The 19,303-nt window shown below is 47.7% G+C and carries 15 protein-coding genes and 1 pseudogene; 4 read left to right on the forward strand and 12 right to left on the reverse strand.

Annotated features, from left to right (window positions below; genetic code table 11):
* The first annotated feature begins 232 nt into the window (after positions 1–232).
* Entirely contained in the window at positions 233–1,486 is a 1,254-nt protein-coding gene (locus DW965_RS07425) for an HlyC/CorC family transporter (RefSeq protein ID WP_117509487.1), read from the forward strand.
* A gap of 79 nt (positions 1,487–1,565) precedes the next feature.
* Here the strand turns inward: DW965_RS07425 and DW965_RS07430 are convergent, their stop codons facing one another.
* Entirely contained in the window at positions 1,566–2,534 is a 969-nt protein-coding gene (locus DW965_RS07430; RefSeq protein WP_119198193.1) for an AraC family transcriptional regulator, read from the reverse strand.
* A gap of 244 nt (positions 2,535–2,778) precedes the next feature.
* Here DW965_RS07430 and DW965_RS07435 point away from each other — a divergent pair, with 244 nt between their 5' ends.
* A complete protein-coding gene (locus DW965_RS07435) occupies positions 2,779–3,210 on the forward strand; it encodes a MerR family transcriptional regulator (protein ID WP_119198194.1) in 432 nt (143 codons plus the stop codon).
* A 106-nt stretch (positions 3,211–3,316) separates the two neighbouring features.
* Here DW965_RS07435 and DW965_RS07440 read toward each other — a convergent pair whose 3' ends face one another.
* Genes DW965_RS07440 through DW965_RS07450 form a run of 3 tightly spaced genes read right to left on the reverse strand, consistent with a single transcriptional unit; the run spans position 3,317 to position 7,280 of the window.
* A complete protein-coding gene (locus DW965_RS07440; RefSeq protein WP_243036492.1) occupies positions 3,317–5,137 on the reverse strand; it encodes a DUF6320 domain-containing protein in 1,821 nt (606 codons plus the stop codon).
* 13 nt (positions 5,138–5,150) lie between these two features.
* Positions 5,151–6,143 (reverse strand): alpha/beta hydrolase, encoded by a 993-nt coding sequence (locus tag DW965_RS07445; RefSeq protein ID WP_119188530.1) that lies wholly within the window; start codon positions 6,141–6,143, stop codon positions 5,151–5,153.
* 18 nt (positions 6,144–6,161) lie between these two features.
* On the reverse strand, positions 6,162–7,280 hold the full coding sequence (locus DW965_RS07450) for a DUF362 domain-containing protein (protein WP_055218644.1): 1,119 nt from the start codon (positions 7,278–7,280) through the stop codon (positions 6,162–6,164).
* Positions 7,281–7,526: 246 nt separating this feature from the next.
* Here DW965_RS07450 and DW965_RS07455 point away from each other — a divergent pair, with 246 nt between their 5' ends.
* On the forward strand, positions 7,527–8,879 hold the full coding sequence (locus tag DW965_RS07455) for a 5-bromo-4-chloroindolyl phosphate hydrolysis family protein (RefSeq protein WP_119198195.1): 1,353 nt from the start codon (positions 7,527–7,529) through the stop codon (positions 8,877–8,879).
* 73 nt (positions 8,880–8,952) lie between these two features.
* Positions 8,953–10,100 (forward strand): annotated as a pseudogene (locus DW965_RS07460) (toxic anion resistance protein).
* Positions 10,101–10,181: 81 nt separating this feature from the next.
* Here the strand turns inward: DW965_RS07460 and DW965_RS07465 are convergent.
* The 8 genes from DW965_RS07465 to cdaA form a co-directional block, all read right to left on the reverse strand.
* The gene (locus tag DW965_RS07465) at positions 10,182–10,694 is read right to left on the reverse strand and encodes a dihydrofolate reductase (RefSeq protein ID WP_118659214.1); all 513 of its coding nucleotides are present in this window, start codon (positions 10,692–10,694) and stop codon (positions 10,182–10,184) included.
* Positions 10,691–11,572 carry an ATP-dependent sacrificial sulfur transferase LarE gene (larE, locus tag DW965_RS07470; protein ID WP_330410110.1) on the reverse strand — a complete coding sequence of 294 codons (882 nt, stop codon included), beginning with the start codon at positions 11,570–11,572 and terminating at the stop codon, positions 10,691–10,693. Before larE ends, DW965_RS07465 begins: the two co-directional genes overlap by 4 nt.
* A 111-nt stretch (positions 11,573–11,683) precedes the next feature.
* Entirely contained in the window at positions 11,684–14,287 is a 2,604-nt protein-coding gene (locus DW965_RS07475) for a L,D-transpeptidase family protein (RefSeq protein WP_117509497.1), read from the reverse strand.
* Positions 14,288–14,474: 187 nt separating this feature from the next.
* Positions 14,475–15,575 carry an LCP family protein gene (locus DW965_RS07480; RefSeq protein ID WP_158565815.1) on the reverse strand — a complete coding sequence of 367 codons (1,101 nt, stop codon included), beginning with the start codon at positions 15,573–15,575 and terminating at the stop codon, positions 14,475–14,477.
* Positions 15,576–15,655: 80 nt separating this feature from the next.
* Positions 15,656–16,804, reverse strand: coding sequence for a UDP-galactopyranose mutase (gene glf, locus DW965_RS07485; RefSeq protein WP_118666362.1), 1,149 nt, complete (start codon positions 16,802–16,804; stop codon positions 15,656–15,658).
* A gap of 12 nt (positions 16,805–16,816) precedes the next feature.
* Positions 16,817–17,089, reverse strand: a complete 273-nt coding sequence (locus DW965_RS07490) for an HPr family phosphocarrier protein (RefSeq protein WP_022462230.1) — start codon at positions 17,087–17,089, stop codon at positions 16,817–16,819.
* An 11-nt stretch (positions 17,090–17,100) separates the two neighbouring features.
* Complete coding sequence (locus DW965_RS07495; protein ID WP_158554979.1) at positions 17,101–18,417, reverse strand: CdaR family protein; 1,317 nt, start codon at positions 18,415–18,417, stop codon at positions 17,101–17,103.
* The gene (gene cdaA / locus DW965_RS07500; protein WP_330410111.1) at positions 18,414–19,301 is read right to left on the reverse strand and encodes a diadenylate cyclase CdaA; all 888 of its coding nucleotides are present in this window, start codon (positions 19,299–19,301) and stop codon (positions 18,414–18,416) included. Before cdaA ends, DW965_RS07495 begins: the two co-directional genes overlap by 4 nt.
* Positions 19,302–19,303 lie beyond the last annotated feature (2 nt).

Genomic DNA, 19,303 nt, shown 5'->3' on the forward strand with positions numbered 1-19,303 from the left:
CATGTCTTATTGACAATTATTCCCACATACCGTACAATAAAAGGGATTACTGATCAACGAAAGGATTACAGAAACATGGACGACTCAGGCAGTATGCCTCGACGATGCTTTATTTTCATCATTTGATAAACGGAGACATAATCTATCTTTGATTCCGCCAGATTTAAGATAGGTTATGTCTTTTTGTACATTTTTTGCATCGTGTCCCGGTTTCCTAAGAAAGGAAAAACAAATGAACAGCGACATTGTGTCACTCATCATCATTCTTATCTGCGTCATGCTCTCAGCCTACTTTTCGGCGACGGAGACTTCCTTCACCTCGCTGAACCGCATCCGCATGAAAAATATGGCAGAAAAAGGCGACAAGCGGGCGGAACTGGTGTTAAAGCTGCTGGAGAACTTTGACAAGCTGCTCTCCACGATTCTCGTCGGCAACAACATCGTCAACATCGGACTCAGCTCCCTTGCCACGGTGCTTTTTATCAAGCTTCTCGGCGGCGACTCCGGTGCGACGGTTTCCACGATCGTAACCACTATCGTGGTCCTGATCTTCGGCGAAGTTTCCCCGAAAAGCATTGCAAAAGAATCTCCGGAGACGATCGCCAAATTTTCCGCACCGTTTCTCCACATTCTGATGATCGTGCTGACCCCGGTGACGTTTTTCTTTTCCCAGTGGAAGAAGCTGCTCTCCCGCATCTTCAAATCCTCGGAAAACCACGGCATCACCGATGAGGAACTGATGACCATCGTCGAGGAGGCGACCCAGGAGGGCGACATCGACGACCAGGAAGGCGATCTGATTCAGAATGCAATCGGCTTCATGGAGATGGAGGCCGCAGAGATCTTTACTCCGCGTGTCAACGTCATCGGCATTCCGCTCGATGCGACGAAATCCGAGATCGCTAAGACTTTCTCCGACACCGGATTTTCCCGGCTGCCGGTGTATGATGATGATATCGACCACATTGTGGGAATTGTGTATCAGAAGGATTTCCACAACCACATTTACCACACCAACAAACCGCTAAGCAGCATCATCCGCCCGGCGCTCTTTGTAACCGAGAATACGAAGGTCGGCCCGCTGCTGAAAAAAATGCAGGCGAAGAAATCGCATATTGCCATTATCATTGATGAATTCGGCGGCACCGACGGTATCATCACCATGGAAGATATCCTCGAAGAGCTCGTCGGCGAAATCTGGGATGAGCATGATGCGGTTGTACAGGAAATCCAGAAAGTTTCCGAAAACGAATACCTCGTGACCGGAACGGCAAGCATCGACAAGGTGTATGAAGAGCTCGATATTGACAAAGAATTTGACGTCTTTACGGTCAGCGGATGGATCATGGGGATCCTCGAGCGCGTGCCAAAGGAAGGCGATCATTTCGTCTCGGATGGCCTCGACGTAACCGTACTGAAAATGGCAGACCGGAGAGTCGACAAGGTACGGATCGTGCGGCTGCCGAAGGATGAAAATGAACAGTAAGTAATTGATACGATTTACACGCAAAAAACGGATCGAAAATCTGGTTTTAAGTTCAGATTCTCGATCCGTTTTTCTTGTCCTATTGTATTTTCTTCTCCACCCGGTACTTCTTCGGCGATATTCCATAGCGCTCTTTGAAAATCCGATGAAAATAACTCATGTTCTCGTACCCGACCCGCTCGCCGATGTCTGCCACGGAAAGTCCTGTCGTTTCCAGCAGATACGCGGCCTGGGTGATGCGTTTGTTCTGGACAAGTTCAGTGTAGTTTTTCCCGGTCAGGCGGCGGATCATGCGGCTTAAGGTGTAAAAATCGTAGTGCAGTTCTTCCGCCAGTTCCGAAAGACTGCCCTCCCGGTAATGTTCCTCGATATAGCGGTATACGCCGAGCAGCATCTCCTGTTCAAAATACTGCTCTCCCACCTGCACGCGTTCGGTGTAGTTCATGAGCTGCAGGAATAAAAGGCCCATCGTAATCTGATTGATGCTCCGCTTATTGCTCTGGTGATGTAAGAGCGTCCAGACGAGATTTTCGATCAGATTCTGCACCGGAAGGACATCCGCAATTCTGTAATGCAGATAACAGAGCGGTACCTCCCCGCTTTTCAGACAGCCGACGATAAAATCCTTTAACTGATTCTCCTCTGCCCCGATCATTCGCAGCGTCTGGTCAAAAAACTCCGGCAGAATCAGAAAGTTGATCGCGATATCGTCACGCCCTGCCGGTTCAATTTCCTGCACTGCATTCTGATTCAGAATCAGCAGCTCACCCGTTTTCAGCTCGATCCGGTCCCCGTTGATGGTGTGCACGGTGCTTCCCTGGCACATGTAGATCATCTCGACATAATTGTGGCTGTGCGCCGGAAAACGAATAAACCGCGTGTGCGGCCGAATATCAATCAATTTTCCCCTCTCCAGCAGCTTTCCCGCATCCATCACAAACTTCTGCCCGCTCGAATACCGCTCCTTTTCCACTTCCGTCTTGCCGTCCAGAATCGCCTGTTCCTCCTCCGTAATCCGGGACAGGTCTGCTATAATTTCCTGTTTCACGATTATTCCTCACATTTTTCACGTTTTTTCTGCTTTCTATTATATTCCATTCTAGTGCAAATAAGCAATGTACTTTTTCTTCTCACTTTCTGATAAATATTCCTTTCCTACGCATCAAAACAGCAAGTGCTGCACTGCCAAGTGAAACGTAACGAAGATTCTCTCTTTACAATTTCACTTTCTTAAAGTATACTTTAAGAAGTTATTCTACTATTCAAACTCTATCGTTCAAGGAGGTTTTTCCATGGAACAGCAGACCTACACCATTCGTGAAATGTCCGAGCGTTTTGGACTTCCGGCCTCTACGCTTCGTTATTATGAGGAGATCGGACTTTTGACGGATGTCATTCATACCGAAAGTAAGAAACGAATTTACACCCAGCAGCACATTGACTGCATGACCGCAATTCTCTGCTTCAAACGCACCGGGCTTCCGATTGCGGGGATTCAGGAGTTTTTCCGGCTTGAGAACGATATCCCGGGAAATATTGACCAGATGGTTGCCATTCTCAAGGAACATGAGCAGAATACACGCGAGAAAATCGAGCGCATGGAATCTGATCTCGAGCATATTCAGCAGAAAGTGCGGTATTACAGCGCGGTTCGCGATGCGATTAAAAATGGGGATGAAATGCCGTCGTGGGATTCCTGTAGCTGTGAGGAGAAGACGCAGTAGATTTCTCTCCAGGCTTTTCCGCCGCAGACACACACAAGTTTCAAAAGAGCAGGTAAGAAAAGGGACCAACATCCACTTTTCTTACCTGCTCTTCTTATTTTTTCTATCACCTTTTCCCTTCATACCCGGAATTTTTTCTGCATTTCCCGCATAAAATCTTTTCCGCGGAAAAAAACAGCCCGATCAGATACAGCACACTGAGGCCCACGCAGATCACGGACGGCCAGGTAATGCGGACAGTTCCCGTCAGCCACAAAATCGCTGGAACGATTCCTGCTGCTCCGGACTGCATCAGATAAAAAAGATATTCACTGACCTCCATTTTGTACGCTCTTGCCAGAATCTGCATCGTCGCGCCATTCAGAAGAACGGCGAGCGGAATTGCGAAATCGACAGACCAGCCGATCCAGCCCGTCGCATAATCCCACAGAATCGCACCGATCATAATAAAGATCAATTGCCACATACTGTTTTTGAGTGGATTTTTCCGTTTCTGATATCCCACCCGGATCAGAAGCCAGGCGCAGAACACACCCGCTGTCGCATAACCTGCCCACCACATCTGCGGCGTTGCAAGGAAATTCATCATCCAGCAGAGTACGACAGCCGCGATGCAGGTGAAAGAAAAAATTTTCAATCCCAGTTTGGCCGTCCCGTGCGGCTGTTCTTTCTGTCCCGGAAAATCATTTTCCTCCTGTTCACAGGCGATGCCCTCTTTCTGCAGCAGATGCATCAGGTTCCGTTCAATATTGGAATCGGCGATTTTAGATGTGATTCCAAGCACCATGCTGTCACCGTAGGAACAGGAACACATCTGTACTTTGTCGGTGCTGGTGAAAAATCCGAACCGCTCAATATATGTTTCATACTCCGGCGGCATCTGAATCCGGCCGATATTGGAATAGACGGTCGTAATGCTTCGTCCGCCGAGCGTTGTGCCCGCCATCAGCGCCAGATTTTTGATTTCCAGCGGCACGGCGCGCAGCACCGGATTCCGCTCAATCCGCACCAGATCGTTCATACGTGTGGAAATCTCCTGCTTCAGCGCCTCTTTCTGCATCGCGGCTCCCGTGATCTGCAGGGCATCCTCAAACGATGCCTCCGGCCCAAGATCACAGGCAATCTCGATCCAGCTCCAGAAATTCGTCATCGATGCGGATGGGAAAAAGTTGCGGAGATTGGCTGGAACCATCAGAGAAACCGGCTTTTTCAGCCTGCTTTTCGGGATTTCTTCATATACCGCATATACCAGCGCCGCCGCAAGGTACGCCGTCACCGACACGCCATGTGCTTTTGCGCACTTATGAACTGCTTCCGCGGAAAGCAGAATCTCGGTAATTTCCATCTCCTCCTGCTCCAGATACTCGCCTTTGATCTGGTATGCCGGGCGGCTTTTTTCTTTTTCATTTTTCTTTCCGGTGTAATACTGGGAAAAGCTGTCCTCCTCGAAATCTGTCTCTGTCAGCATGTCTTCGCTGACCTTTGAAAAGATTTCCTCGGGATGACACAAGATCAGATAATTGCTCACCAGTTCTTTCAGAAACAGCATCGCACCGGTGCCGTCTGTCAGGGCATGGAATACTTCGAAATTGATTCGGGTTTTATAGTAAGAAACCTGGAAAAGAAGCGTTTTGTGGTCGGGTACGTAAATCTCACTGCACGGCGGACGCTTTTCCTCTTCTACTTTTGCTGGCAGATCGCGCTGCTCCAGATAAAACCAGAAAAGACCTTTCCGCAGTACCATGGAAAACACCGGGTAATGCTCCATTGTCTGCTCCAGCGCTTTCTGCAGCAGATCCGCCTGGATGTCCTCTTTCAGCTGGCAGTAAAACCGGAAGACTCTCGTATCCTTTTTTCCGGTAGCCGCTGGAAATGCCTGTGCCGCGTTGTCCAGCTTTCTCCAGCGCGAAGAATGTTCTTTCTTCATTTTCTATGCCTCCTTACGCCTTCCCGTGTGTCAATTGTTTCTTCACTGCTGCTATGTTTTCCAGTTCTTCGTCTGCATTTTTCTGCTGTTTTTCTTTTCTTAAAAATGCATTCATATACTGAAAACTTTCCTGCACATATAGGTGTTCAATGCCAAGCGCAAAATAGCCGTGCAATGCGCCCTTGATCCGATGATGTTCAACCAGATTGCCAGCCCTTTTCAGCTTTTTCGCATAATCCTCGCCCTCATCGCGCAGCGGATCGTACTGCGCCGTCAGTACCAGCGTGTCCGGCAGTCCCTGCAGATTTTCTGCCAGCACCGGTGCAAAGTACGGATTTTTGCGGTCTTCTTCGGTCCGCTGATACAGAATTACATAATCTTCCATTTTGACACTGGTCAGAAGGTATCCGGTTCCATTGGTTTTCACGGATTTGTACGGTGATTTCTCTGTGTAACAGGAATTCACCGCCGGATAAATCAAAATCTGTTTCCCCGGCAGCAGTTCTTTTTTGTCCCTCGCCATCAGGCAGACCGCAGCCGCAAGATTTCCTCCTGCGCTGTCGCCCATGATCGTGACATTTTCCGGCGTTACCTCCAGCAGAATCTCCCCGCGCAGCATTGCCTGGGCGGCGGCGTAGCAGTCTTCTAAGCCTGTCGGGAAACGATGCTCAGGTGCAAGACGGTATTCTACCGATACAACAATCTGCCCCGTCGACTGCGCCATGCGTGCGCAGACACGGTCGTATGTCTCCACACTCTCGGTTGTCCAGCCGCCGCCATGGAAGAACAGAATCGCTTCTTTTGCACCATGCTCCTCCATTTTTTCATCCGGGAAGAACAGCCGAATCGGAACCTTGTAGTCCCCATTATATATTTCCATATCCAATTTTCGCAGAAAAATACGGATCGGATCCAGCTTCTTGATATCGGCAAGCCGACGGGCGGATTCTACTTCAATTCCGCCGTAGGACAATACATTTAAAATGGCTTTGACTGCTTTTTTCATTCACTCTCTCCTCTGTTGCTATTTTTCTGCTTCTGTTTTTCGTCTAGTTGCAATGTACTGCTTCAAAAATTCATACATCTGCTCATCGGTCGGTGGGCAGCCTTTCAGATTGTATTTAAACCCTGAAGTACAACTTCCCACACCAAGCGCCCCGCTCTTTCCCCGGTATCCCTGCCCGATGCAGATTTTTTCGTGGAGTTCCTGCAGCAGTCCTTCCTCCCTCAGCCGGTCGAGCGCCGGGATCAGATAGCCGTAGCAGGCACTGCAGGACTCAACTTCCTCTACGGCATCCTGCAGTTCCACGATCTTCCGTTTTTCCGGAATCACTCTTTTTTCACCAATTTCGCCAATTTGGCGGATTGAAAGCCGTGTGAGATCAGCGCTGCCCACGCCCAACTCTTCTGCCATTTTGACATACGGGACATCTTCTGGCTTATAATGCAGTTCCGCGCAGACATATGCATCGATCAACACCGGATCTAACCCAGCGAAAAGGCGATTCATAATAAACGGATTACCGCCATCCTCAAAGTCAAGGTCTCCGCAGATATTATCCACCAAAATAAAATCCTGATGAATCCCAAGCCCCAGATGCGCAATTGGCCGATGAAGTCCCATGGCATGAAAATGACGTTTTTCTTTATTCGGCAAGAGACCTTTCATGTTTTTCAGTGCGCAGGTAATTTTAGTCTGGCAATGGCCTTTCATGACCGGGACATTGATCATAAAATCCACCTTTTTCGCACATTCGCAAATCTGAAGTTCCATATCACCACACTGCACCGGCATGCTTTTTTCCTTCTGCGCATCGATAAGCGGAACGCCGTACTGTTCCGAAAGCATACGGTATCCACAGACCTCAAACGATTCCTCCGTCTTATCTCCCACCCAGGAGCCTTCCATGATTTGAAGGTTAGTAAATCCGTTTTCCTGAAGATATTCGATGATCCCCGCAACCACCTCCGGATGTGTCGTCCCTCCAAACTCCGCCGGGACAGGTGCTACCAGATTTGGCTTAATACCGATGAGACTGACCTTCGAAGGAATGAGCGTAGCTAAGGCACATTCGTTCAAAAGCTGTTTTGTCATTTCTTTATATTCCATTCCCTGTATCTGGATAATTTCGTTTTTATTCATTTGGTATTGCGGCCCCTTTATTCTGATTTGATTTTTTCTGACATTCGATATTCTTTAGTATATAATAGTTACTGCTTTCTTTCAACTCATCCAAAAACAAAATCATTTCCTGTGAACTGTAACCATTCCCGTCAGCTCCAGCTTCATAGAAAATTAAGCACTGTATGCTTGTAAGATTTCCAATCGCATTGTATAATAAATGGAAAACGGTACACAGAAAAAGTACCTCATCAGAAAGGAACTGTCATGAGTTTTGAAGATGATTTAAAGGATGTCGGCGACAGTATTGGAAAGCTTGTGGATAACGCTGTAAATTCTCAGGATTTTCAGGAATTAAACCAGAAGATTTCAGACACCATCAACCAGTTTGTCTACCCAAACCGGAAGGGACCATTCCGTGCAAATGGCACACAGGAGCCGTCCCGCGGCTATTCCGCAGATACTTCCTACAGCAGCCAGCATTCTTCCCATAATAATACAGCGCAGCAGACCGGACCGCATCACTATTCCTACGGGCCGGGAGGCACGATGCCGGGTAAGAGCGCGAACCCGGTTCCCAAACCTTCCCATACCTGGCAGACCCCGCAGAATACGGAATGGAACAGCCGCATACAGGAACGTCGTGTACTGCGCGAGCGCTTTATGCCATCCACCGATCTTGCACTTGTCGGCGGATTTCAGACGGCTGCCGGCTGGGGTGTCACCGGACTGTTCGGCTGCTGCACAACGCTTAGTCTGTATTCCTTATTTGCAGGTCCAGACAACAGCGCGCTGATTCCTTCTCTTATTTTTGCCGCATTTACCATCGGCGGCGGCATTCTTCTGAAAAAGGGAAGTAAAAACCGGCGTCTGGTCCGCCATTTCCGCCAGATCTGTACGCTGATCGGCACAAAGGAATATATTTCCACGAAAGAACTCTGCGACAGTATGCACTGTGAGAAAGGTGAGCTTCTGACCGATATTACGACCATGATTGATAAATCCATGCTGCGCCAGGGCCACCTCGACGAGAATGGTACCTGTCTGATGGTGACAAATGACTGCTACGACCAGTACCGCGCAATGCTCGCCAGCCAGAAGGAACAGCAGATTGCTGAGCAGAAAGCACGTGAACAGCTGGAGGCCTCCGGTGTAACGCCGGAATACCAGCAGATGCTGGAAGAATGTGAATCGTATATTCAGAAGATCCATCAGTGCAACCTGGATCTGCCGGGTGAAGTCATCACAGCCAAGCTGAGTCGTCTCGAAACGGTTGTTACCCGGATTCTCGAGGAGGCAAAAAAGCGCCCAAAAGAAGCCGCCGCCCTGCGGAAATTTATGGATTACTATATGCCGACAACCTGGAAGCTGCTCGACGCTTACCGTTCCTTTGAGAACGAACCAATTCAAAGCGACAATATCCTCCGAACCAAGAAGGAAATCGAGGACACACTGGATACCATCAATGCCGCATTCGAAAAGCTGCTTGATGATCTGTTCCAGACAACGGCATGGGATATTTCTTCTGATATCTCTGTTCTGCAGACGATGCTGGCGCAGGAGGGACTGACAAATCAGGCAGGTCCGTCAACGCAGGATATTGAGCCGCTTCACATGTAACTATTCAAAGCTATACAATTGAAATCAAATCACCGGTTACGTTTCCGTACCGAAGAAAAGGAGAATAGAAAACATGAATGATTTTGTAAAGGACACCACTGAAATTCCAAGCTTAAGTTTCGGCACTCCGGAGCCGGAACCGGAACTTCCGGTACAGCAGCCGGAAGAAAAGAAAGAGGTCATGGATGATTCTGTTCTGTCCGACGAACAGAAAGCCATGGTGGATGCCTTTGTTTCCCAGATTGATCTTGCCAATACAAACGGCATTCTGCAGTACGGTGCCGGTGCACAGAAGAAAATGGCAGACTTCTCCGAGAAAACGCTGGAGAACGTCAGAAGCAAAGATCTCGGGGAAATCGGCGATCTGCTCACCTCTGTTGTGACAGAGCTGAAAACGTTTGACGCAGAAGAAGAAAAGGGACCATTCTCTTTCTTTAAGAAAAGCACGAACAAAATCAATGCAATGAAAGCGAAGTATGACAAGGCAGAGGTGAATGTCAATAAAATCTGTGACGTGCTCGACGGCCACCAGCGGCAGCTTCTGAAAGACATTGCCATTCTGGATCAGATGTATGCACAGAACCTGAATTATTTTAAAGAGCTGACCATGTACATTCTCGCTGGAAAGAAAAAGCTGGAGCTGGTACGTTCCACAGAACTCCGTGATCTGCAGAATAAAGCGCAGATGACCGGAAAGGCCGAAGATGCACAGGCTGCCAAGGATCTCGAAGATCTCTGCAACCGATTTGAGAAGAAACTGTATGATCTGGAACTGACCCGTATGGTTTCGATCCAGACAGCGCCGCAGATCCGCATGCTTCAGAACAGCGATTCTGTAATGGCCGAAAAGATCCAATCCACACTCGTCAACACCATTCCGCTCTGGAAAAACCAGATGATCATTGCACTCGGCGTTCATCACTCGACTGAGGCTGCCAAAGCACAGCGCCAGGTTTCGGATATGACAAATGAGCTTCTGAAAAAGAATGCGGAGAATCTGAAGATGGCAACGATCGAGACTGCAAAAGAATCTGAGCGCGGTATCGTCGATATGGAAACCTAAAACAGACGAACCAGAGCCTGATCTCTACCCTCGATGAAGTGATGAAGATTCAGGAGGACGGCCGCCAGAAACGTGCCGCCGCTGAAGTTGAGCTGGTACAGCTCGAAAATGATATTAAGAAAAAAATGCTGGAGCTTTCTGCAGGCGGACAGCACTGATACTTTTTGTATCCTATATAAAAAAAAACGGAGAAGCCGCTTTTTCTGTGGTTTCTCCGTTTTTTACGTCCTGTCTTACCCTTATCTCGGGCGTTCTGCCTTTTCATTCTTTCTTCGGTATTCCGTGAAATAAAATTCAATATCAAAGCAGGTCTGCTCATCGCCCTCTTCTACCATCTCCCAATCCGGTGATTCGTCAAGATCCTCAAAGAAGGTATCCGCCTGATACGTCATGTCAATTCGTGTGACGTATGCCGTATCACAGTATGGGAGAAGCTGACGGTAAATTTCTCCGCCGCCCGCAACATAAATATCGTCGTCCTCATACGGCTTTAACACTTCCATCAGCTCTTTGATACTGTGGACAACGGTTGCGCCGCGGACAGTCCATTCCGAATCACGGCTTAAGATAATATTCGTTCTGCCTTTTAAGGGCTGCCCTGCCGGGAGTGTAGCAAGTGTCTTTCTTCCCATCACGACAACGTGTCCCATCGTAGTTTCACGGAAGAATCGCAGATCAGACGGAATACTTACCAGCAGCCGTCCCTGATATCCCAGACCCCATTTGCGGTCCGCACTTAAAATTGCTTTCATTTTGTTTCCTCTTTCTGTGTTATTTTCTCATCCATACTGCCGGAACGGAACCCTTCCAGATCCATCGTCAGGTAAGAAAAGCCGAGCTTTTTCAGATATGCAATCATTTCTTCTCTCTTCTCAAGCACTTCCCCCATACGCTCCGGTGAGATTTCAAGACGCACCACATCGCCATGTACACGCAGGCGGAGATTCTCTTCCGCACCGAACAGCGTATGAAGCCATGCTTCGCCGTCCGCAATCCGATCCAGAACGTCATAGTTAATTTCTGCCCCGTAGGGAAGGCGTGTCGCCATACATGGAGTGGATGGACGGTGTGCTACGGAAACGCCGTACTTTGCAGCAAGTGCTTTTACCTCTGTTTTTGTCACATGACACGCTGCAAGCGGGCTGATGACACCATATTCTCTCAGCGCTTTTCGCCCCGGCCGGTAGACATGAAGGTCATCCTCATTTGTTCCGTCGAGTACCTGGGTGACACCGTGATCGCGGGCAAATTCCAGAAGTTTCCCAAATAGATAGTGCTTACAGAGATAGCAGCGGTTTTCCGGATTGTAACGGATTGCCTCCTGCTCCAGCTCATCAACAAAAAGGACCTCATGAACAGCGCCAACCTCCTTTGCTACTCTTGTCGCTGTCTCCAGGTCGCAGGGCGGATGCAGCCGTGTCTGAAAGGTTACTGCATAAACCTTTGTTCCATATTTTGCAGATGCATCCATGACAAGCTTCAGCAGCAGACTGCTGTCCACACCGCCGGAGAATGCCAGACAGAGATCCTGTTTTGCAATCTCGTCAAGTTGGGTAAGCAATGCCTTTTCCTTATTCTGCATATCTGTTTTCTGTTCTGTCCGGTTCTTTTTCTTTTCCTGTAATTCCATCGTATCTGTCTTCCTTTCCTGTAAAATGGCCGATGTCTTCTTATCAGAAAATCCATCGGCGGCACTGCTGCCCCGATGGATTTTCTCATACAGGTATTCCTGTTCTATTTTTTATCGATATGTCGGATCGCTTCCGAAAGCACCGCCTGTCCAGGTATAACGGGTCGGGTTTGTCAGCGGATAATCCAGATTGTCGCCAATGCGGACCGTTGTTCCGCTGCTGACGTTATCATAAATCCATTTTGCATCGATTGCAGTCAGTCTGACACAACCATGTGACATCGGTGATCCCAGGGAATTGAAGTCTACGGCAGAGATCATATTCAGATCCGGTGTGCTGCTTGCTACGCCATGGAAGTAAACAGCGTCATAAATCTGTGATACATATGGTGCCCAGCACACATAATCTTCACCTCTCATTTGCTTCTTTTTCAACTGCCAGCCGATTTTATATGTTCCTGCTGCAGTGTAACTGATTGGATTTCCTACGGAGCAGATCATTGATTTGATCGGGGTATCGTAAGAACCGGTTGCACTGTTATAGCCGTAAATGGTGACACGTCCGCGGGTTCTGTCTACTGTGATGTATTTGGATGACGGATTGAAGATGCTTGTCACATCCTCCATCAAAGAACCGTCTGCTTTGCGGTAACGGCGGTATTTTCCGATGTACTCCCATCCTTCCGTGATTCTGCGTCCGGAAGCATCGAATTTGTACTGTTTTCCATTGATCGTAGCGGTGCAGTTCTGATATCTTCCGCCCCAGCTGCGGAAATAATACTGAGAACCGTTCAGTGTCAGCCACTGATCATGGTACATGCCGCCCCAGCTCTTGAAGTAGTACCAGTTCTTATCATGAAGAATCCACTCGTCATGTGCCATGCCGCCCCAGCTCTTCATGTAATAATAGTTACCGTCATGGTAAACCCAGCCGGTCAGCATTTTTCCATCTTTATCCAGATAATAATAATTTTTATCATAGAGGAACCAGCCTTTTTGCGTCCGTTTGGTTCCATCTGCATTAAACCAGTACCAGGTATCGCCGGACTTGCCCCATTCGTTTTTATACATACCACCCCAGCTCTTGAAGTAGTATTTTCCATCGAGCCATTCATTGGCAAGCATGGTTCCATCGGATTTCAGATAATACTTATTTCCTTTGTAGGTCAGCCAGCCGCTGGTATATTTCTTTCCATTTCCGTCAAAATAATACCATACATTGTTGACTTTTGCCCATGCGTTTTTGTAGGCCGCACCCCAGCTGCGGAAGTAATAGGTGTTATCCAGCCACTCATTAAAAGCCATTTTTCCATCGGCTTTCAGATAATAGCTGTTTCCATTGTAATCCAGCCAGGAATTCGTCAGCAGTTTTCCGCCGTCTGCAGTTGCCCAGTACCAGATTGTCTGCGTGCTGGTTTTAATTTTTTTCCATCCTGTTGTCGTCGAAACGGCTCCGTCAGCACCAACGTAATAATAATTTCCATTATAGCTTCCAACATCGTTGACACACATGCCGCCCCAGCTCTTGAAGAGATACATGGTTCCGTTCACATTCAGCGCGTTGTCTTCCATATGACCGTCTTCATGGAGATAATATTTATTTCCATCGTAATTGAACCAGCCTGTCCGTACGCCGCCCCAGCTGCAGAAGCTGTACCATTTTCCATCAATCTGTGCCCAGCCGGATTTATTTTTCTGATTACCGGTTTCCATCTCGAAACTTCCATCTTTCAAATTTCCGTTTGCATCAAAGGAAGCTGGTTTCATATAGTAGATTGCTGTATCTACCTTTTGCCATCCTGAAAGAAGTTCCCCTGTTTCCGCATCCACTAAGTACCAGTTAGAGCCAACCGTCAACCAGCTTACCGTACGATCTCCCTGCTGATACGCATTGTGATTTCCAAGAGATACAGTGCTGTCTTCTGCATTCAGATAATAGGTATGCGTTACATTGTTTTCATCAACAACAGTCTGGAAACCTGCCTCTTTTACGCGGGTTCCATCATTGCCAAACAGATATGTTACATCTCCTACTTTCTGAGTTGTGCTCCAGACTGCATAGCCTTCTTCATCGGCATAGTAATCATCCACACTGCCATCCTCAAATTTGATGGTAACAAGTTCATTTTTTTTCAGTTCCGGTGCAAATACTTTTCCTTCACAAATACCCTGCTGTCTCGAACCAAGTTCATCTTTTGCAGGATCTTCCCCTTCTGTCTCAAAGTAGTAGATTCCGGTTTTTCCATCTTCATCCGTCAGCTCTACTTCACCGGTCAGCATATAGCCATTTTCGTCAAACGCATAATCGACGCCGTCGATTTCTATTGGTCCGGTAGCAGCTACCACCTTATTATTCTCATCCAGAACTCCGTACTGAAACTGTTTCTTTCCATCTTTTTCAACGCTGTTCCAGCCTTCCTTCAGATTACTTACTTCCGGAGCCGGAGTTGCGCTCGGCGTCGGTGTCTCGGAAGGGGTCTCAGTTGGTGTTGCGGTCGGTGCTTCGGTTGGAGCCGGAGTCTCACTCGGTGTAACCTCTGGGGTCTCAGTTGGCGCCGGAGTCGGAGTCGTTTCTTCGTCTTCGGCCTGAGCTACAGTATCACTTTCCGAATTTACCGGTAATGGACTGGTTTCTGTAGAAGCTGCATATGCACCGGCTGGTGTAACACTTACCATGACGCCAAGTACGGCTGCGGCCAGAAACTTTCTTTTCATTCTTATTCATCCTCCCATTTTTTTACTCTTATACAATTTATAGCTTACTACATTTTTCCATCTATTTCAAGTTATCCGCCGGTAAAATACCTTACAAATTTCTTATGGTTTTTTCCTGTTTTTCGGGCAGAAAAAACCTCCTGACCCCGGTTTTCTGACCGGAAACAGAAGGCTTTTTACTGTTCTTTTATTCGTTTACCGTGGTAGATCCATAGATCTCTGTCTGAAGTCTCGAGATGGTTGCTGCGAAGTCCGGAACAAGCATCTCACCCTTGCTGGAGTACAAGTCGTCGTACGGTACACGGCTCTGTACAATCTCGTAGGACAGAATTGTCGGCAGCTCTCCGATCAATGTCATCAATGTAGACTGATCAATGTTATGGGTAACACTTGGAAGAATGGTATCCGCCAGTGCACTCAGTTCTGTTACGCTTGACGATTTCATTTTCTGCATCATCTTGCTTAAAACCTCTCGCTGACGCTCCGTTCTCTGATAATCAGAATTTCCAACGTAACGGATTCTTGCATATGCAACTGCCTGATAGCCATCCACATGCTGCTCTCCGCCTGCTGTATACTGATGGGCGGAAGCATCCACATTACGGAGTCTGCACATTTCATCAACATATTGGTTCGCTACACGGATTTCATCATCGCTCGGCGAAAGCTCGATTCCGCCGATGGCATCGATAATGTCAATCATGGAATCGAAGTCAACACTTGCATAATTGTCAATCGGCAGTTTGTAGTTGTCCTCGATGGTTCGTACAACCAGCGGACCGCCGCCATATGCGCAGGCTGCATTCAGTTTTTTCACACCGACATCCGGGATATTTGCATACAGGTCACGCATAAAGGATGTCATGTGGATCTGTTTTGTATCTTTATTGATGGACATCAGAATCATGGAATCGGAGTTTCCATACCACGTTTTGTCACGACGGTCAACACCGATCAGCAGAATGTTGTACACGTTATTGTTGTTTGGAAGTTCAATGTCCTGTGTCTCATTTAAAATCTCAGACTGCAGGGCATCCGTCTCCTCATCAGTCAACCCGGTACTTTCGGTCTCAACCTCTGTGGATTTATTGATCGTGATTTTATCATCGCTTACGTAGTTACTCTTGCTGTAATAGTGATTGATTACAGCATAGACACCGACGAGCACAACCAGTACAACTACGAGAAGGATGGTGAGCACATTAACCCAGCCGAATTTCTTCTTTTTCTTTCCTGAGGAATGGCGTCTTTCCGGGATTTCATCCTCGTCATCATATTCTTTTCTCATAACGACCTCTTTCATTTTCTTATTTTCCGGTATTTTCCAGCCGGATATCGTTTATAATATAGTCAAAAAACGGACTGCTGTCAAGTGTGCAGTCCGTTTTGATTGATTTCCGTTTGCAGTTCTTTTTCCTGCCGCTGCATTTTCTCCCACTGGTTCAGTGCAGCCTCAATGACTTTGTCCATATCGTAATACTTGTATTCTCCAAGTCTTCCGCCAAAGATAACCTTCTCTTCTTTTTCCGCAAGTGCGGCATATTTCTGATAAAGTTCCTGGTTTCTGGTATCATTCACCGGGTAGTACGGCTCCATCCCCTCTTTCCAGTCGGTGGAATACTCTCTGGAAATGACGGTCTTTTTCTGGGTTCCGAATTCGAAATGCTTGTGTTCGATCACACGCGTATACGGTGTCTCCCGATCGGTGTAGTTTACTACAGCCACGCCCTGATAATTGTCGGTATCCAGCACTTCTGTTTCAAAGCGCACCGTACGGTATTCCAGCTTACCAAGTGCATAATCGTAAAACGCATCAATCGCTCCGGTGTAAATCACTGTCTCACCCATCGCCAGGTACTTTTCTTTATCTTCCAGAAAATCAACACCTGTCTGTACATCCGCTTTTTCAAAAAGCCGCTCTGTCAGAACGTTATAGCCGCCAATTGGAATTCCCTGATAAAGGTCATTGAAATAGTTGTTGTCATACGTAAAGCGCACCGGAAGCCGTTTGATGATAAAGCTCGGCAGCTCACTGCAGTCTCTTCCCCACTGCTTTTCTGTATAACCCTTAACCAGCTTTTCATAAATATCTTTTCCAACCAGTTTGATCGCCTGCTCTTCCAGATTTTTCGGCTCTCCCGGAACAGCTTTTCTCTGCTCTTCGATGATTGTTTTCGCCTCTTCCGGTGTGCGGATTCCCCACATTTTACTGAAGGTATTCATATTGAACGGCATATTATAAATTTCGCCTTTGTAGTTGGCAATCGGCGAGTTTGTATAACGGTTGAATTCTGCCAGCGAATTGACAAACTGCCACACCTCTTTATTCGAAGTATGGAAAATATGCGCTCCATACTTGTGTACATGAATTCCCTCGATTTCTTCGCAGTAAATATTTCCGCCTGTATGATCTCTTCGTTCCAGTACAAGACAGCTTTTCCCTGCCTGACCAGCAAGATAAGCAATCACTCCGGAATACAGACCGGCGCCAACCAGAACATAATCATATTTCTTCATTGTTCTTTCTCCTTACAGTTCTTCCCCAAGTCCCGTCCGGATGGAATTGACAAGGAACTGCAGAGCTTCCTCCTCGTCCTCTCCCTCGCAGAACAGCTCAATTTCGTCTCCGCATTTGACGCATGCGCCAAGGACGCTTAAGACGCTCTTTGCATTTGCTGTATTTCCATCTCCGTAGTGGAATGTAATAGATGATTTAAACTGCATTGCCTGTTTGCACAGGGTTCCGGCCGGGCGAAGATGAAGGCCGGTTGGATTTTTCACGGTCACTTTTCCGCTTACCATTGGTTTCCCTCCTAATTTGTTCCTGTCGTTTTATTTGCTACTGCTTTTTCTTTGATATGAATCGTTGTCTTGACACTGTCTACGAGCTCATAGCCATCCGGCAGTGTGATTTTTACCGGTACCTCGTAATCCCCGACACCCATTCCATTCAGATCTATGGATGCGTTGATCTGGGAAGTATCTAATTTGGCCAGATTTTTGTCCGATGCTTTAATGCGGATTGCAAGCTGTGTCTGATCATACAGAACGGTATAAGTGGACTGAAGATTGCCCGTCTCGATCTGATCGACATCAAGTTCAAATTCCCTGCTCTCATTCGGCATAACCGTTACGTGAACGGTAACGGATGCAGACGAACTGGAAGATACTTTCAGATCTGTCACATCGGCGAGAACATCGCTTAAGTCAACCGTCGTCTCCACATCGGAGCGCTGTCCTGCAACGGAGGTATAGTCTTCCGGAATTTCAATCGTATTGCCTTCATCCGCCAGCTTTGCAAGTGCCTCCTCGGATCCGGCAACGGTGATTTCCTCCGGTGTGGTATAGATATTTTTAATCTGATAGCCGTCTGCCGGAGTTCCGCTGTACAGTGCACTCAGCTTAATACCGGATACACGGCGCCACAGTTCAATATCCACATCCACCTGCGGGGAGCCGCTGTCGAAATTCAAAAATTCCATCTGGGATTCCGGCATCTCATCCTGGTTTTTATCAATAATCATCAGATCCGCCGTGACGGTTCCGGAATTCCGCATATTGGTTACATCTACTTTTGCCACCACACTGCTGATCTTATTGATCAGGGACGTCGGGCCGGAAATGGTGATGCTCTCCGGATCGGAAGTCATCGTTCCCACTTCGTAATCTTTTGCCGGTTTCGTATTTCCTGCGTCAATTGTGATCGGGAATTTTTCGCTGTCCACATCCTCGATTTCCACAGGGATCGTTGCTGTCACTGTGCTCAGTTTTTCCTGTTTTACCATGGAGCACGCTGCCTTGATCGGCACATAAACCGGGTTTGTATCCATCGTCACAATCTGGGTCAGATCGGCCGTGACGGTGATATCCGATGCCTTCAGCCGGCTGACAACCGAGTTGTTGTCCGTGACAGTAACCGTGACCGTCTGGTATTCCTCCGCAATCTGGTATGTTTTCTTTCCGGCTGCGATGTAGGCTTCATTGGTCACCTGCACGGGGACATCAAAGCGCTCTTTCACAATCGGGTCATTCACACTGACCACAACGTACCAGATTACAATGGCAATCAGGATAGAAAGAATTTTCAAAGGGAGATTGTTCAGAAGCTTTTTCAGAATTTTCTTTTTCATTTCTTCTCTCCCTCCACTTTCTGACGCATTCCGCGGATATGCCATCCTTTCTTCTCTTCCGGTTTTTTCGCGAGCTTCTGGATTTTGTGAAGCTGCTCCCGAAGGTCGCTCGGTGTTACTGCCGTGTGGAGTTCTCCGCCGGAAGCATACGACACATTTCCGGTTTCCTCGGAGACAATAATCGTAAAGGAATCCGTCACCTCACTGATGCCGACACCTGCACGGTGGCGTGTTCCAAGATTCTTGTTCAGATCCATGTTGTCGGACAGCGGCAGGTAACATGTTGCTGCCGTGACACGGTTGTTCCGTACAATCACGGCTCCGTCGTGCAGCGGCGTATTGTGTTCGAAAATATTGATCAGCAGCTGGCTGGTCAGAACGCCGTCAATCGGGATTCCGGTCTTTTCATATTCCTCCAGGGTGATGGTCTTTTCGATGACGATCAGCGCTCCGGTCTTTACTTCTCCCATTTCAAAACTGGCCCTTACCAGTTCATTGATGGTTTTGTCACTGAACCGTTCATTTTCCTCCTGGCCGCTCGCAAAAGAAATGGCAGACAGCGGATTCTTTTCTCCAATCTGCTCGACCACTCTTCGAAGCTCCGGCTGAAAGATAATTACAACCGCTGTGATCGCCGCCCCGCCGATGTTTCCGAACAGCCACAGAATCGTCTGCATTTTCAGCACGTTTGCAATGATGACAAAGACACCAATCAGAAAAATACCTTTCATCAGCGTATAGGCCTTTGTATTCTGCAGCCAGCGGATCAGGTGATAGACGAAAAATGCAATGAGCAGAATCTGCACAATATCAATCAGTTCAATTTGTTTTGGCAGCCCGTAGTCTGCCGTTCTTGTGACAATCCAGTTCCACACGCCACGCACAC

It is taken from the genome of Blautia sp. AM47-4, from assembly GCF_003479865.1.
GTDB classification, from domain to species: domain Bacteria; phylum Bacillota; class Clostridia; order Lachnospirales; family Lachnospiraceae; genus Fusicatenibacter; species Fusicatenibacter saccharivorans.

Excerpts from the sequence above, each read along its gene's own strand:
- DW965_RS07440 (WP_243036492.1), bottom strand. The coding sequence starts at position 5,137 with ATGAAGAAAGAACATTCTTCGCGCTGGAGAAAGCTGGACAACGCGGCA.
- larE (WP_330410110.1), bottom strand. The coding sequence starts at position 11,572 with ATGGAATTACAGGAAAAGAAAAAGAACCGGACAGAACAGAAAACAGAT.
- DW965_RS07465 (WP_118659214.1), bottom strand. The coding sequence starts at position 10,694 with ATGAAAGCAATTTTAAGTGCGGACCGCAAATGGGGTCTGGGATATCAG.
- DW965_RS07435 (WP_119198194.1), top strand. The coding sequence starts at position 2,779 with ATGGAACAGCAGACCTACACCATTCGTGAAATGTCCGAGCGTTTTGGA.
- DW965_RS07425 (WP_117509487.1), top strand. The coding sequence starts at position 233 with ATGAACAGCGACATTGTGTCACTCATCATCATTCTTATCTGCGTCATG.
- DW965_RS07480 (WP_158565815.1), bottom strand. The coding sequence starts at position 15,575 with ATGAGAAAAGAATATGATGACGAGGATGAAATCCCGGAAAGACGCCAT.
- DW965_RS07455 (WP_119198195.1), top strand. The coding sequence starts at position 7,527 with ATGAGTTTTGAAGATGATTTAAAGGATGTCGGCGACAGTATTGGAAAG.
- glf (WP_118666362.1), bottom strand. The coding sequence starts at position 16,804 with ATGAAGAAATATGATTATGTTCTGGTTGGCGCCGGTCTGTATTCCGGA.
- DW965_RS07475 (WP_117509497.1), bottom strand. The coding sequence starts at position 14,287 with ATGAAAAGAAAGTTTCTGGCCGCAGCCGTACTTGGCGTCATGGTAAGT.
- DW965_RS07445 (WP_119188530.1), bottom strand. The coding sequence starts at position 6,143 with ATGAAAAAAGCAGTCAAAGCCATTTTAAATGTATTGTCCTACGGCGGA.
- DW965_RS07495 (WP_158554979.1), bottom strand. The coding sequence starts at position 18,417 with ATGAAAAAGAAAATTCTGAAAAAGCTTCTGAACAATCTCCCTTTGAAA.
- DW965_RS07490 (WP_022462230.1), bottom strand. The coding sequence starts at position 17,089 with ATGGTAAGCGGAAAAGTGACCGTGAAAAATCCAACCGGCCTTCATCTT.
- DW965_RS07450 (WP_055218644.1), bottom strand. The coding sequence starts at position 7,280 with ATGAATAAAAACGAAATTATCCAGATACAGGGAATGGAATATAAAGAA.